The organism is Candidatus Phytoplasma solani, from assembly GCF_041729705.1.
GTDB lineage: Bacteria > Bacillota_I > Bacilli_A > Acholeplasmatales > Acholeplasmataceae > Phytoplasma > Phytoplasma solani.
In genome coordinates this window covers 642,601-658,050 of sequence record NZ_CP103788.1, presented here as the reverse complement: position 1 = coordinate 658,050, position 15,450 = coordinate 642,601, and the positions used below count along the sequence as shown (strand labels likewise).

General features: G+C 29.7%; 11 protein-coding genes. 3 read left to right on the top strand and 8 right to left on the bottom strand.

The genetic code is table 11. From position 1 onward, the window contains the following. Positions 1-254: 254 nt before the first annotated feature. From psc1_RS03215 to psc1_RS03205, 3 genes are read left to right on the top strand one after another with little or no spacing between them, the layout of a single operon-like run. Positions 255-1,991, top strand: a complete 1,737-nt coding sequence (locus tag psc1_RS03215) for a nitrilase-related carbon-nitrogen hydrolase (RefSeq protein ID WP_023161419.1) — start codon at positions 255-257, stop codon at positions 1,989-1,991. Between the two features lie 24 nt (positions 1,992-2,015). After that, complete coding sequence (mnmA, locus tag psc1_RS03210; protein WP_023161420.1) at positions 2,016-3,146, top strand: tRNA 2-thiouridine(34) synthase MnmA; 1,131 nt, start codon at positions 2,016-2,018, stop codon at positions 3,144-3,146. A 40-nt stretch (positions 3,147-3,186) separates the two neighbouring features. Further along, on the top strand, positions 3,187-5,388 hold the full coding sequence (locus psc1_RS03205; RefSeq protein ID WP_122225419.1) for a bifunctional (p)ppGpp synthetase/guanosine-3',5'-bis(diphosphate) 3'-pyrophosphohydrolase: 2,202 nt from the start codon (positions 3,187-3,189) through the stop codon (positions 5,386-5,388). A gap of 889 nt (positions 5,389-6,277) precedes the next feature. Here the strand turns inward: psc1_RS03205 and psc1_RS03200 are convergent. From psc1_RS03200 to psc1_RS03165, 8 genes are all read right to left on the bottom strand, one after another. Continuing rightward, positions 6,278-7,387 (bottom strand): hypothetical protein, encoded by a 1,110-nt coding sequence (locus psc1_RS03200; RefSeq protein ID WP_373375572.1) that lies wholly within the window; start codon positions 7,385-7,387, stop codon positions 6,278-6,280. Positions 7,388-7,619: 232 nt separating this feature from the next. After that, positions 7,620-8,876, bottom strand: a complete 1,257-nt coding sequence (glyA, locus tag psc1_RS03195) for a serine hydroxymethyltransferase (RefSeq protein WP_023161446.1) — start codon at positions 8,874-8,876, stop codon at positions 7,620-7,622. Positions 8,877-8,899: 23 nt separating this feature from the next. Next, positions 8,900-9,922 carry an energy-coupling factor transporter transmembrane protein EcfT gene (locus tag psc1_RS03190; RefSeq protein WP_373375571.1) on the bottom strand — a complete coding sequence of 341 codons (1,023 nt, stop codon included), beginning with the start codon at positions 9,920-9,922 and terminating at the stop codon, positions 8,900-8,902. Then, positions 9,919-10,779: an ATP-binding cassette domain-containing protein gene (locus psc1_RS03185; protein WP_373375570.1), complete on the bottom strand. Its 861-nt coding sequence runs from the start codon at positions 10,777-10,779 to the stop codon at positions 9,919-9,921. The genes psc1_RS03190 and psc1_RS03185 overlap by 4 nt, the downstream gene beginning before the upstream one ends. After that, complete coding sequence (locus tag psc1_RS03180; protein ID WP_023161443.1) at positions 10,755-11,561, bottom strand: ATP-binding cassette domain-containing protein; 807 nt, start codon at positions 11,559-11,561, stop codon at positions 10,755-10,757. Before psc1_RS03180 ends, psc1_RS03185 begins: the two co-directional genes overlap by 25 nt. 37 nt (positions 11,562-11,598) lie before the next feature. Beyond that, positions 11,599-13,284: a M3 family oligoendopeptidase gene (locus tag psc1_RS03175; RefSeq protein WP_023161442.1), complete on the bottom strand. Its 1,686-nt coding sequence runs from the start codon at positions 13,282-13,284 to the stop codon at positions 11,599-11,601. 21 nt (positions 13,285-13,305) lie between these two features. Continuing rightward, a complete protein-coding gene (locus tag psc1_RS03170) occupies positions 13,306-13,947 on the bottom strand; it encodes a hypothetical protein (RefSeq protein ID WP_373375569.1) in 642 nt (213 codons plus the stop codon). Positions 13,948-13,959: 12 nt separating this feature from the next. Then, positions 13,960-14,628, bottom strand: coding sequence for a hypothetical protein (locus psc1_RS03165; protein WP_023161440.1), 669 nt, complete (start codon positions 14,626-14,628; stop codon positions 13,960-13,962). Positions 14,629-15,450: the final 822 nt, after the last annotated feature.

Genomic DNA, 15,450 nt, shown 5'->3' with positions numbered 1-15,450 from the left:
AGATTAAATTCTGGCTTTTTTTCGTCTATACTTGTTCTTTTATTTAAAAATAAGTCATTATTAATTTAAAATAGTTTATTTTTATATAAAAATAAGGTATAACTTTTTACCAAGTATCTTAAAAAAATATATAATATATACAATGGTTTTATTTTTTTCATCAATAAAAAAACTAAAACCAGTCATAAAAAATTTTAGCAAGTTAAATGCAACTTGCTTAATTTATAAATAACTAAGGAAGCTAGAAAAAATAAATGTACAAAAACGGTTCAGTTAAAGTTCAATTATCAAGTCCCAATTTAACAGTGGGCAACCCTTTAAAAAATGCTTATAGCATCAATGAAGTACTTATGAAAAGTAAAGCAAGTTTCGTTGTTTTTCCGGAACTTTGTTTAAGTAGCTATACTGCTTCAGATCTTTTTTTTGAAACAACCTTCTTAAAAGAAAATTTATCCGCTCTAGCTTGGCTTTTGAAAAATAACACCTTTGCGGGGGTTTTTATTGTAGGAATGCCTTTAGCCTTGCATGAAGTTTTATTTAATGTGGCAGTCATCATTCAAAAAGATAAAATTTTAGGAATAGTGCCGAAAAAAACTATTCCTAATTATAAAGAATTTAGCGAAAAAAGATGGTTTCAATCAGGTAAAACCTGTGAATCGCAAGAAATTACCATTTTGGATCAAATAGTGCCTTTTGGTGATATTTTATTTATCAATTACAAATATGACGTTATTTTTGGCGTTGAGATTTGCCAAGATTTATGGACTGTTTTTTCTCCGAGCGACTTACTAACTTTAAACGGGGCTCATCTAATCTTTAACCTTTCTTCATCGACTGAGCATATAGGCAAAGTTGTGCCCCGACGAATCGCTGTTTTAGATCATTCTCGCAAACAAATCGGTGGTTATTTTTACACTTCGAGTGGGATTACTGAAATTTCGGAAGCAAATTTATTTTCCAATCACAAAATGGCAGCTGTGACTGGACAGATGATTGGTGAACTTGATTTATTTAACCAAAAAACCAGTTTAGTAGTTGATGTTGATCTTGATTTGATCAAATACCAAAGAAGGATTGATACTACTTATGGCGATCAAAGAATTGGACAAAATTTCCCTTTTTTAAAAGCTTTTTTTCAGATCCAAGAAAACGATGATTACGATTTTGAAAGACCCATCAGTCAAACACCTTTTATCAACAACGAAAGGTTATCGTATCAACTAAAATTAGCTAACGAAATTCAAACTTTGGCTTTGAAAACCAAATTAAATAATTGCGATTTCAAAATAGTGTTAGAGATGAATGAAAGTCTGAATAACTTTTTAAGTTTGAAAGTTGTTTGTCAGAGTTTAGCTCTTTTGCAAAAATCGTTGCAAGATTTAATAATTATTTTAAAACCACAAGCATTTACTAACCTAAATCATTATCAACTGTTAAAAGATTTTTTGCAAGAATATGGCATCAAAAATATTTATGAAAATAGTTTTCCAAACGACCAAAAACAACAAAAAGTCTTATTATTAGAAAGTGATAATTTTTCAGAACTTGCCTTGGGAAAAACTAGCACTCGCAATCATTACGATTATGTTTATAATGTAGTTTCTGGCTTGCCGAACGTCTTAATTAAGGAATTAAGCATGTATCACTTAGCTCAAGATTTTTGGTTCAATTACCCATTGTTAAAGGAAATATATATAGATAAAGCCCAAAATTTGCTGACAGAACAAAAGATTATTGAAGATTTTATTCTCTTGCATCATATCAAAAACGGCTTTGAGCCGCACAAAATCGCTTGGTTATTGCAAAAAGCTTTTCATTTTGAATTATCAAAAAGTCAAAAACTAGTAGAGACATGTTTAAAATTATTTCACCAAAGCCAATTTAAAAGACAAAATATGGCTCCAGGTCCAAAAATTTTAGAAAATAGTCTTTCTCCAAAAAGCGAATTGCGTTTACCGATCGACTTACAAAGGCAACTAAATGAGGTATAAAACAACAAAGAAACGAGGTAAAAATTGAAAAAAGTAGTAGTCGGTTTATCGGGTGGAGTTGACAGCGCAGTTGCTGCCTTACTTTTAAAACAACAAGGCTATGAGGTTGAAGCGGTTTTTATGCGTAATTGGGACAGCAATCTTAATTTTGATATCAAAGGTAATCCGACTTTAAACAATGATATTTGTTCACAAGAGTTAGATTATAATGACGCTTTAAAAGTATCTTTACAATTGGGTATCAAATTACATCGCATTGATTTTATCGAAGAATACTGGAAAAAAGTCTTTCTGTCTTTTATTGACGCTTTTAGCAACAATTTGACCCCTAACCCTGATATTTTATGTAATAACGAAATCAAATTTAAAGCTTTTATCGATTATGTGACAGATAAATTAAAACCAGATTATGTGGCGATGGGTCATTATGCCGATATTGTCACAAACCAAGACTTGACCAAAGCACTAGCTTGTGCCTTGGATCAAAAAAAAGATCAAACTTATTTTTTATCACAATTAACAACCTCGCAACTACAAAACATCATCTTTCCTTTAGCTAAACTAACCAAACCCGAAGTCAGACAAATCGCTTTAGATAATGGCTTGGTTAACGCTGTTAAAAAAGATTCAACCGGTATTTGTTTTATCGGAGAGAGAAACTTTGGCCAATTTTTAAGCAATTATATTCCAGCCCAAAAGGGAGAGATTCAAAGATTAGATGGCACTTTTCTTAAACACCATCGTGGTGTAATGTATTATACCATAGGACAACGCAAAAACTTAGGTTTAGGGGATGTGGCAAATGAAAAAGAGCCTTGGTTTGTGGTCGGCAAAAGCATCAAAACTAATATTTTGTATGTCGAACCAGGGGCAACACATCCTCATTTATATAGCGATAGGGCTAAAATTATTGATGTTGTCTGGCGCGGAAAAAAAGACAAAACTAAAATGCAAGCCAAAATGCGTTATCGTCAAACTAACAAAGACGTTACTTTAACTTGGCTCGATGAAACAACGTTAGAAATTGCTTATCCACAAAAAATCAAAGCGGTCACCCCAGGACAAATTTGTGCTTTTTATGATGATAATATTTGTTATGGGGCGGGGATGATTAAAGAAGTTTTCTATCACAATCAAAAACGCTTATATACGTAGTTCAAAAAAAACTTTTTAAAAAAACTAAAAAGAAGGTGATATGGTGACTAAAGATAATTTATTAGATGATTTGATGGATATTATTGCCAAAAATATTGGCGATGAAAAAATTTTAAATAATATTACTCAAGCTTATCTTTTTGCCAAAAAAAAACATAACAACCAGATGCGTTTAACAGGCGAACCTTATTTGACCCATCCTTGCGCAGTAACTAAAATTTTGGCACAATTAAACAGTGAACCGAACACTTTGATGGCAGGATTATTGCATGATGTGTTAGAAGATACACCTACTACGATAGAAGAATTAACTGAACTTTTCGGCCAAGATGTCGCTTATTTGGTTTATCGGGTGACTAAATTAACTGGTATTGCTTTTCACAAAAGTAAAGGACAAGCTGATAACCAACAAAAAATGTTTTTAGCGATGGCTTGTGATATCAGGGTAGTTATTATCAAAATTGCTGATCGATTACACAATATGCAAACTTTAGGAGCGATGCCGCGAGAAAAACAAATCCGTATCGCAAAAGAAACCTTAGAGATACATGCCCCTTTGACTCATCGTTTAGGGCTTTTCCAAATTAAATCCCAACTCGAAGATCTAGCCTTAAGATATAGTTTACCCGAAGAATACTATCGCATTTCGGACTTGATTAAGTTAAAAAAAGAGCAACGCGAACAATCAGTAGCAAATGTAATTAAAACCATCAAAACCATTTTTGCTAAACACCACCTTCAAAACGCAATCATAAAAGGACGCATCAAAAACATTTATAGCATCTATAAAAAAATTACCCAAAGGAAGGTGAAATTTGAAGAAATCTTTGATCTGTTAGCCATTCGGATTATTGTTGACAATGTTGATGAATGCTATCAATCTTTAGGAATTATTCATGGCTATTTTTCTCCATTGCCTTTAAGGTTTAAAGATTATATTGCCGTTCCTAAACCCAATCTTTATCAATCACTACATACAACTGTTTTAATGAAAGATGACTTTTTGTTTGAGATCCAAATTAGAACTAAAAAGATGGATGAAATAGCGGAAAAAGGAATTGCTGCTCACTGGGCTTATAAAGAAAATAAGGCTTATTCGCAAGAAGATAAGCAAATTGAAATTGCTAAAAAACTACGATGGTATCAAGAATTAGTCAAAATAACTAACGATTCACAAAATCATCCAGAAGAAACATCAAAAGAATTTGTAGATGCTATCAAAAATGATATTTTAAGTGATAATGTATATGTTTTTACTTCCAAACAAGAAGTCTTTGAGCTTCCCAAAGGTTCAACGCCGATTGACTTTGCTTTTCGGATTCATACCGAAGTTGGTAGCAAGATGATTGCAGCCATTATTAACGGTCAGATAGCCCCCCTTGATTACCAACTTAAAAATGGCGATATTATCAATATTAAGACCAATAAAAACCTTTTATCAGTTAACAAAGATTGGCTGAGGATTGTTAAAACTAGTCATGCCAAAAGAAAAATTAAAGCCTTTTTTAAAAAAGAGCAAAATGAAGTTGATTTAGCAGTCATTCAAAAGGGCAAAGACATTCTAGAAAAAGAATTAGCATTACATAAAATCGATATAGTGTTAGATCAAAACTTTATCCAAAAACATTTTGAACGTTACAACATCTCTTCTTTGAATGAATTTTATGAAGAAATTGGCAAAAAACAACTAAACATCAAAACCGTCATTAATAAAATATTATCTTTTACAACACAAAATACCAGTCAAGCTTATTTAGAAAAACAGATGGCAAGATCCAATCAAAAACTGACCCATCAAAATGACACCGGGATTATAATTGAAGGTTTGAAAAACCCACACTTAAAGTTAGCTAGTTGTTGTTCACCGGTTTGGGGCGATGAGGTCACTGGTTTTTTAACTAAAGGACGTGGAATTGTCATCCATCGTAAAGATTGTATTAACTTAAAAGCAGTTGATGATCAAAGAGTGATTCTAGCTACATGGACTTCGGCAACTAATGTTAAATATTCGGCTTGGATTTCTTTGATTGCCACTAGTAAAGATAATTTGACACAACAAGTAATTAATAAGATTAATGGTTTTAAAATTAGTATTTTAGAATTAAATGTTATCAATAATCAAAAATTAGAAACTATCATTAAATTACGTGTTTTGACAGCTAATATTAAAGAATTAAACACTTTGATTGTTAATTTATACAAGATTCCTCAGATTCATCAAATTCAAAGAGGTAATTATTAAAATAAGAGAGATTTTTTTAAGATTTTCTTTTTTTATATATAAAAGAAAAAAGAGACTTATGAAAGTCTCTTTTTATGCGAGAGGAGTTGGTCTTTTGGTGGTTTCTGATAACTAAAAAAGTACTACAATACACACCATCAACACTTAATTTAATCAATAAGTTAATAATAATATCAAAAGGAAAGAAAAAAGGTTGCTGCCTTAAACGTCTTGTTACTGAAATATTAGCTTCATTGTCCAATTATGTCAGTTGTTGTAACTTTTTTATTTGTAAATCAGGTTTGTTTTGCAGATTTTAGTTTGTAATTGTGTTTGAGTTAGTTTAGTGTCAAAATGAACTTAATTTTGTGTTTGCTAATGTTAACGGTCGGTTTAATTTTTATTCTTTACTAAAATCAGAAGAAGTAATAGTTTGTTGTGTTTTTTTAACCACTGTTTTTTTAATAAATCTTTTTTTGGTTTTTGCATCGTTTTTAAAGGCAACTCATCTAAATTTATGACAGTTAAGACGGTATTTAATTGAGGTTTAATTTGTTATTACTGTTTGAAAAAGTAAGTAAAACATAATCAAAAAAGCAATAAAAAGCAAAATAATAAATTAATTTATTTAATTTGTTAAAATTCGTTTTACTTGGTGATATGGTAATTGCTTTCTATTTTTTAAAAGTTAATAAAATATTGTATAGATAGAAAAAGAAAAATTTATCAAAGTTTCAAACAATACCTTTCCCCTTTTTTTGATTCACATTTTTTCTTGAAATTTTGAAAAATTTGTTTAAACATGTTTAATTTTTGAGAAAAAAAGTAAAAATACTATTATTTGAAAAGTATTATAGATCACAACAACAATCTTAAATTATCAAAAAAACTTTTTTTACAGTCTCCTTTTCTATCTAAAACCAGCCGCCTGAATTTCTTCTGAGGTAAAACCAACATCTTCTAAAGCTTGTTTGGTATACCCAGCTTGTCTAAACTCTGGCATTTCATCGAGTCTAAACCCCCCCTCTTTTATTGTTTGTAAGGAAAAACCTGCATTTTTGAATTCGTTAACATAAAAATAATCTTTTAATTGATGAATTGTAAAACCAGTATTTGTTAAATCTTTGACAGAATAGCCAAGTTTGATAAGGCTATAAAACGTTATACCTGCATCTTTTAATTCTTGGGCTGTATAGCCAGCCTCTTTTAAATCATACAGCGAAAAGCCATCCATTTGTAAAGTATTTATAGAATAATGATTTTTTAATTCTTGCAAGGAATAATTCATTTTTTTGAGTTGAAAAGCAGAAAAGCCAGCCTCTTTTAAGGCTGGTATATCATATCCAGCTTGTTTTAGTTTGTCTAAATGAACCCCTTCGTGGTGTAAAGTTTGAGCGCTATATCCAGCTTGTTTTAGATCGGCGACGGTGAAGCCTTCATTTATTAAAGCTTGGACGGCAAAATTTCCTTTTAGTTCTAGTAAGGTAAAACCAGCTAAAAGCATCTCTGAGGCGCTATATCCAGCTTGTTGTAATTCTTTGACAGTATAACTGTTTTTTAGTTCTAGTAAGGTAAAACCAGCCGTAATCATAGCTTGGAGTGAATAACCAACTGATTTTAATTCTTGGACTACACAACCGACATTTTTTAAATGTTTGACATCAAAACCTGCTTTTTGAAAATCAGATGGCAAAAAACCGACATTGATTAAATCTTTTAAAGTGGCGCCGAAATTTTGAAGTTCCGAGATGGTGGTATTTGGAAATCGATACCATTTGGTCAGGCCATTGGTTTTTGTGGTTTTGACTAATTGATGTTTTAAAAAATGATAATATTCTTTATCGCCGTTGTCGCGTATACCTTCATAAAGGTTGGTGGTTAAAGTGTAAAGTTTATTTTTTAATTTTTGGTTTTCTTTTTGAATATCTTTGGATTGTTGGAGAATATTAATTATTTTGTTTTGATTGTTTTGATGAGTTTGATAAAGATGATTACCGATTAAAAAAAAGACAAAAAACAAGCAACTACCATAAATTATAAAAGTTCTAAAAGGATGGCGTTTAGCTAACGTATTTTGATTAATAATTATTTTTTGCTCCCCTCGGAAAAAAATCAGCAGTAATTTTTGGTTTTGAAAGTTGATGACCTTTTGAGTCTACATAGATACATCATTACTATTATTAGTATATAATTTTTTTGTTTCTTTTGCTACACATAAAGTCAAATCGCAACTATATTTTTTTAAAAAATATTTACTTATTCGATTGATTAAAAGAGGTCATGAAAGTTAGTACTTCGGTTTTAAGTTTTTGCAAATGAACTTGATCATCAGCATGATTAATCACTTGATCAATCCATTCAGCGATTTGCATAAACTCTTTTTCTTTGAATCCTCTGGTAGTCATGGCAGGCGTTCCTAACCTAATTCCACTTGTTAACGTTGGGTTTTCTTGATCAAAGGGAATAGTATTTTTATTGACGATGATATTTATTTTTTCTAAAGCTTCAGCAATTTTGGCACCTGTCAAAGTTGGGTTTTTCTTTTTCAAATTAATCAAAAATAAATGATTATCAGTTCCATCGCTTACAATATGATAGCCTTTTGCTTGCAAAGAACTTGCAAAAGTTTGGGCGTTATTGATGACTTGTTGTTGATAATCTTTAAAGGCAGGACTTAAAGCTTCTTTGAAGGCAACTGCTTTAGCAGCGATTACATGCATCAAAGGTCCACCTTGAATTCCTGGAAAAACTGATCGATTAATTTTGGTAATAAGCTCTTCTTTGTTGGTTAAAATCAATCCTCCTCTCGGACCTCTAAGAGTTTTGTGGGTAGTTGAAGTTACGACATCTGCTTGATTAATTGGTGATGGATGTAAACCGCAAGCTACTAAACCTGCGATATGAGCGATATCAGCCATTAAATAAGCGTTAACTTCATTAGCAATTTCGCGGAATTTTTTAAAATTAATCTTTTTAGAATAAGCTGAATAGCCGGTAATAATTAATTTTGGTTTAATCTTTAAAGCCAATTTTCTGATTGCCTCATAATCAAGTTTTTCTGTTATTTTATCGACATTGTAAGAATAAGTGTCATAATTGATACCAGAAAAACTTAATTTATAACCATGAGTTAGATGACCGCCATCATTTAACGATAATCCTAAAATTTTGTCATGTGGTTGTAATAAAGCTTGAAAAACCGCCATATTAGCTTGAGAGCCTGAATGCGGTTGTACGTTGGCATATCGAACATTAAATAATTGGGTCACTCTTTGAATGGCTAAATTTTCAATTTGATCGACATTTTGACACCCACAATAATATCTTTTGTTTGGATAACCTTCGGCATATTTATTAGTTAAAATACTGCCTTGAGCCTCTAAAACGGCATTAGAGACAAAATTTTCTGAAGCAATTAATAAGATGTCTTTTTTTTGTCTTTTTTTTTCTGCTTCAATTAGATCAAAGATTTCTTGATCTTGAAATTCTAAACTTAGTTTTGTTTTCATGAAATAATATCATCCTTCTATTTTTATATTTTTAAATTTAATTTTTGGTTTATAAAGAAATTTAGACAAAACAATAGCAAAAAACTTGATATAATTAAAAAATCTCTTTTTTGTAAACGATAAACAATCATTTTGGTGCGTTTCGCTCCCAATACATAACCTCTAATTTCCATAGCATTAGATAAAATGATTGATCTTTTGAAAACTAAAACAAAGATAGGTACTAACAAAGATAAAAGATGATTGATTTTTTTAAAAATGTTTTTTTTATTTAAATCCATCCCTCTTGACATCTGGGCTTTTAAGATTTTATTAGTTTCTTGCAACAAAAAAGAGTTAGCCATAAAAACTAAAGATAACATCAAGGTAAAAGTTTCGACTGGTATTTTTAATTTTTTTAAAGGAGCCAAAAGTAATTCTATGCCGTCGTGTATTTCTTGAAAAGAAGCGATTTTATCGAATAAAAAAAAGAGCATTACAATCATCAAGAGCCGAAACATGATGAAAAAAATACGGAAAAAAGAAACTAATTTTAAGCAATAATAATTTTTTTTCGTTTCATCATTTAAAAAAGTAGGTAAAACAAAAAATAAAAATAATAAAAGCAGTAGATAAGATAATTGAAAGGGAGTTATTTTTTTAGTTATTTGATAAAAAATAAAACATAATACAAGCACTCCGAAAGCATAAATGTTATAATCAAATATTTGAATTTCAAATGTTAGCGGCAGATGAGAAGTATTTTTTTGCTGCAATTGCAATATTAAAGAAATTAAAAAGAAAAATCTCAAATGCTTAATTTTGGAGTAAAAATAAGCAAAAGTCAGTCCGAAACGAAAACAAAGCAAAAGTAAAGGCAAAAAGAAAGTCAAATAAAGAGCAATAATTTTTCCAATTTGGAAGTATGCTTTTTTTTCTGCTTGTTGGGTTACAGAAATATCGATCGGCAAACGAAGGACAAAAATCAATAACAAAATAAAAGTAATAATTTTTACCGAAGGATGAATTTTCTTAGTCAAAATTGGTTGTAAAGTTTCTTTTGTCATTGTAAAGACCTTAATTTTTTTAAATATTGCAATAAATCATCAAAACAATATTGCGGTTGAAAAGGGATGCCTAAGGTAGCATTTAGATGATGTAAAATTTTAAAAGTTTCTGGCAGGCCTAAATTAAAACTAGCAAAATCAGGGGTGCTTTCGAAAAAAGTTTTTTTGGAGCCGTCAAACATAATTTTACCTTGTTTTAAAGCTACTACCCTTTTGGCATAGCTAGCTACTAAATTCATATCGTGAGTAATCATGATAATAGTTTTACCAAGTTGATTTAAATTTTGCAAAAAATGCATAATACTGGTTTGACTGGATAAATCAAGGCCTCTAGTTGGTTCATCTAAGACTAAAATGTCAGGTTCCATCGCTAAAATACCTGCCAAAGCGACTTTTCTTTGTTGTCCATCACTAATTTGAAAAGGCGATTTGTGATATAATGTTGGTTTGATACCGATTGCATCTAATGTTTGGCTGGCTTTGGTTTGGGCGGCTTGCTGATTGTTTAAAAAATTTAAAGGAGCAAACATGACATCTTTTAAAATGGTAGCTTCAAAAAGTTGATATTCAGGAAACTGAAAAACTAAGCCTACTTTTTTTCTTAAAGCGGTTAAGAGGTTTTTTTTAGTTTTGGTGTTGATTTTTTGCCCAAAAATACTAATATTGCCATTATCTGTGGTTAATAAAGCGTTCATTAATTGTACCAAAGTAGACTTACCTGAACCAGTTTGTCCGACTAAAGCAATAAACTCATTTTTAGAAGCTATATTTAAGTCAATTTGCGACAAAGCCAGTGATGTTGGCGTATTGGTTTTTTTTGGATAATTAAAACTTACTTTTTCAAATTGTATTCCCATAAAACATCCTTTAATTTTTCCAAACTAACAGTCTTTTTTAAATTAGTATCTTTTGACAATTGATAATGAAGTTTTAAAGCTAAAGGGGGTTCAAAATGATATTTAGTTAAAAAAGCTTGGTTTTTAAAAAACACTTGCGGGCTTTCTTTTGCGATTAACTTACCTTTATCCAACACTATAATTTCATCACTTTTAGCAGCAAAATTAAGATTATGAGTGATTATGATTAATGTTTTATTTTGGATGTTTTTGATGATATTTTCGACTTCAATTGCCCCTTGTGGATCGAGAAAAGCAGTTACTTCATCAAAGACAATAATGTCTGGTTCCATCGCTAAAACTGAAGCAATGGCAACACGCTGTTTTTGTCCACCGGAAAGTTCAAAAACGTTTTGATCTAATAAATCTTTAACTCCAGTGATTAAAGCATATTTATTTATTTTTGCCATAATTTCATGGCGAGGTAAATTGTAATTTTCCAAACCAAAAGCAATATCTTCTCTGACAGTTAAACCTGTAAATTGATAATCAGGATTTTGAAAAACCATCCCTATTTGAGGACGAATTAAAGGCAAATTGTCATTATTAAGAGTCATTTGATTGATAGAAATTTCACCTTTTTGAGGAGTTAACAAACCTAACAAAATTTTTGCTAAAGTTGATTTACCTGAACCATTGTGTCCGATAATAGAAACCCATGAATTAGTTTTAATTGTTAAATTTAAATTTTGCAAAATGGGCTGATTTTCATAATAAAAACTTAAAGCTTTGATTTCTATCATATGTTCGAATAACTCTTTTCGTTGATTTTGTTTTTGTTTAATATTTGGTATCGTCACAGTTTTGTATAAAGTTAGTTAAAACTTCAACAATATTTTTTAAATGACTTTTATCAAAAGGACTTTTTAACCCGGTTTTTTGTAAAAGATTTAAAAAACTTTGTGATCCACCTAATTGACATAATTTAAGATAAATTTGCCAAGCTTGATTATAATCTTTTTGACTTAATGACCAAAGTTCAAGAGAACTAATTTGAGCTAGAGTGTAATCGATATAGTAAAAAGGGCTTGAAAAAATATGACTTTGTTTCAACCAAAAATTACCTTTTTCTAAAAAAGGATCGCCTTCGTAATTATATAGCAGTAGATATTGTTTTTCTAAATCGCGCCAAGTTTGCTTTCTTTGAGTTGGTGTCATTTCGGGATTTTGATAAATTTCATGTTGAAAATGATCGACCAAAGCGCCATAAAGTAAAAAATTAAGTGATTTTGTGAGATGTAAAAATTTATATTTTTCTTCGTCTGCACCAAAAAAATCTTTGATCCACGGGAAGGCTAAAAATTCCATTCCCATTGAACTAATTTCGGCAGCTTCCAAGGTGGGCCAACGATATTCAGGAATAAAATGACGACTTTGATACACTTGAAAAGCATGTCCAAATTCATGAGTTAAAACATCAATATCATGGCTGGTGCCATTAAAATTAGCAAAAATAAAAGGGGCTTTGAACTGAGGTAAATAGGTGCAATACCCACCCCCAGTTTTATTCGGTTTACTTTCTAAATCTAGAAGTTTTTTGTCTAATAAAAAATCAAAAAAAACAGCCGTTTGGGGCGAAATTTCGTGATACATTTTTTGGGCATGTCTTAATTTATCAGACAAGTTTCCTTGTGGTTTGGGGTTGCCTGTTAAAAAATGCAAAGTATCGTAACTTTCTAATTTAGAAACATTTAAACGCTTTTTTTTCCTAGTTTGAGTCATTTTAAAAAAAGGTAAAACATGTTTTAAAATATTTTGACGGTAAGTTTTGATTTGTTCAGGTGTGTAATCGGTTCTACCTAAAAGATCATAACCCAATTGGACAAAGTTTGTATACCCTAAAAGATGAGCCATTTTTGTTCTGATTTGTACTAATTCATTATAAATACGATCGTATTCTATTTCTTTTTGGGCAAAAAAATGAGAAATAGCTAGATGAGCTTCTTTTCTGATACTTCTTCGGGAAGACTCTAAAAAAGGCCCCATTTGACTTAAATTATAAAATTCTTGTTGAAACGAGACTAAAGGTTGAGAAATTAAATTTTGATATTCTGTTATTAAAGTGTTTTCTTGTTGTAATAAGGGAATAATTTTTGGATCAAAAGTTTTTAAAGCTAAATGGTTTTGTTGAAAAAATAATTCCCCAAACTCTTTTATTAACCCATAATAATGCTTGCTTTTAACTAGTTGTTCGATAAATTGATGATCTAAGGCTGTTATTAAAGGAGCATTTTTATCACAAAAAGCTTGCTCTTCTTTGTAAAAAGGGTCTTTGACATCTAAACTATTTCTAATACTTGCTAAGGTAAACATCGAATTGATATGATCTGAGATTTTGTGGAATTTACGAATGATTTTAATTTGTTCTGACAATGAAGATGATGAAAAAGATTGTATCATTGGCAAAACTTGTTTTTGAATTTGTTCAATATTGATTCTTTGATATTTAAAATCTTGAAATTGCATTGTGTTTTCCTTTCGGTGGATTTAAACATTTGCGATATTTAAATGATTTTGACTTTTTTGTTGGTTTTGGAATTGTTCCAATCTAGAAAATAATTTTTTTAAAATTAAAACTACTAGCAATGATGTTATTGACAAAAACGGTAACCGAATCAATAATGAAACCTTTAATATGTTTATAAACTTATAATTATATTGAGATTTATAATTAAATAAATCTATGCCAAAACGATATTTTAAGACTTGATGCCAACTGATAACTTGAAATAAAAACTGTGAAATAAGAATGACAATATAAAACTTTAGCAAATGATCTTCTTTTTTTAAAAGACAACTTGGAAGTAACACAAAACAAAGTACACAAACAAGTCCGGCAATAGGACTATAATTAGTTATTTTGTGTTTTGTAGTTATACAAAAAACAAGTGTTTCTGATAAAAAAGCACCCATACAAGCTAATATTTTTGAAACATAAAAAGACATAATTATTAAAGGCAAAAAAACTAAATAAGGAAGGTAGGATTTTGCAGGAATGGCGTAAAAAGAAATTCCATTAGAAATTTCATTGAAACATTTAGCTAAGACAACTGGAATATATGATAAAAAAGAGGCAAAGATGATTTGCCTTAAAAGTTCATTTTTATGATAAATATTTGGTTTTAACATAAATTTACTCGTTTATTTATTTTGTAAATAAATTTTAATTCTCGGATTTAAAAAACAAAGCAAAAACCCTACGATCAATAAATTAATGCAAACAGGAATAATATTGAAAGCTAAACACCAAAGATTAGGATTATCTAATGGAATAGGTAGAAAAGTGACATATTTGGAGTTGTTTTTGATTGTTTCAAACCAAATAAAACGTGAAGAGATAAATTTAAAAACTAAGACCACACTAAAAATCAGTATTATTTGAGTCCAAATTTTTTTATAATGTGTAATATGTTCTAAATTAGGTTTATAAAACAAACCCGATAGACTATAAGTTATATCGACTAAAAGATAATCTAAAAACACAGTGGCTATTATGTGAAATAAGTTAAAATTCATACTTTCCATATAACCGATTAAATTCCTAAAAAATAAGGCTTTTGATAAATGAAAACAAGCGTATAAAAAACAAAAAATAACACTATATTTTAACCCTAACAAAAAACCGATTAAAATCAAAGGAACAAGGGCGATTTTAAACCAAGAACCAATATTGCCACTAATTTTGGCGATTCCTAATTGATTGTAAAGTAATTCCAAAACGATTGCAAAGCCTAGCAACATTGAAGCTGTAACATATTTTTGCAAAGAAGACATAAAAATATTGGTTGCTTTGACTTGATTTGATGCCATAATTTATTATTTTTTCCTTTCTAAAAACAAAATCATGTTGATAGATGATTTGACTAAGAGTGTTATTTTATTGATTTCTGAAAGGAAAAGGTATAAATATAAAAATAACCATAATTATTATAACTTAATTTAAGTTGACTGAGGCATAAAAGGAAAAAGGAAAGAACAATCCTTTCTTTATTTTTAAAATGTTGCTCTTTTAATTGTTTAGCTAGTTTTTTCCAAATTAAATACTATCTTTACATTCGTTATAAACAAAATAGCTTCTTAAAATGAATCAGATAATACTTGCGATAACATAATTACAATAATTAAATTATTATAAAGATTGTTGAAAAATTTAAATCGATTTTTAATTTGTGTAATAATCAAAATAATAAATAGCAAAGATAATTTCAATATTTCAGAGTTTGTTCCAATAGTTTTTATCTAACTTTTTACACTCGACTTGCATTTTGGCTAGTTCTTTGTTTTTCTTTATAGATTTATTAGTAGGCAATTTAAGCCATAGATTAACTATTTTAAGGTTTATATTCATTTTTTTCTAAGTGAAAATATATTTAACTAAAAAAAGTAAGTGAGGTAAAAAAAATTTCAAGCCCAAAAAAAACTTGAAAAGGAGTGAAAAAATTTTTGGCTGGTGAAGCAAAACGCTATTAAGATGTCGCCGCTGCCAAAATTAGTAGTAACTAAAAGAAAATAAAAAAAGATTTTAATCTAGTTTTAGGTAATTTTTTTTTGTTTTAATTTTGTTACATCAAGGATTATAGCCAGAATGAAATAAAAACAAGAAAAAAATATAAATAAAGGCTCAAACAAGGT

What these genes read in the sequence shown, in the direction of transcription:
- psc1_RS03205 (WP_122225419.1), top strand. Translation starts at nt 3,187, where the DNA reads ATGGTGACTAAAGATAATTTATTAGATGATTTGATGGATATTATTGCC.
- psc1_RS03185 (WP_373375570.1), bottom strand. Translation starts at nt 10,779, where the DNA reads ATGGGAATACAATTTGAAAAAGTAAGTTTTAATTATCCAAAAAAAACC.
- psc1_RS03165 (WP_023161440.1), bottom strand. Translation starts at nt 14,628, where the DNA reads ATGGCATCAAATCAAGTCAAAGCAACCAATATTTTTATGTCTTCTTTG.
- psc1_RS03175 (WP_023161442.1), bottom strand. Translation starts at nt 13,284, where the DNA reads ATGCAATTTCAAGATTTTAAATATCAAAGAATCAATATTGAACAAATT.
- glyA (WP_023161446.1), bottom strand. Translation starts at nt 8,876, where the DNA reads ATGAAAACAAAACTAAGTTTAGAATTTCAAGATCAAGAAATCTTTGAT.
- psc1_RS03190 (WP_373375571.1), bottom strand. Translation starts at nt 9,922, where the DNA reads ATGACAAAAGAAACTTTACAACCAATTTTGACTAAGAAAATTCATCCT.
- psc1_RS03215 (WP_023161419.1), top strand. Translation starts at nt 255, where the DNA reads ATGTACAAAAACGGTTCAGTTAAAGTTCAATTATCAAGTCCCAATTTA.
- psc1_RS03180 (WP_023161443.1), bottom strand. Translation starts at nt 11,561, where the DNA reads ATGATAGAAATCAAAGCTTTAAGTTTTTATTATGAAAATCAGCCCATT.
- psc1_RS03170 (WP_373375569.1), bottom strand. Translation starts at nt 13,947, where the DNA reads ATGTTAAAACCAAATATTTATCATAAAAATGAACTTTTAAGGCAAATC.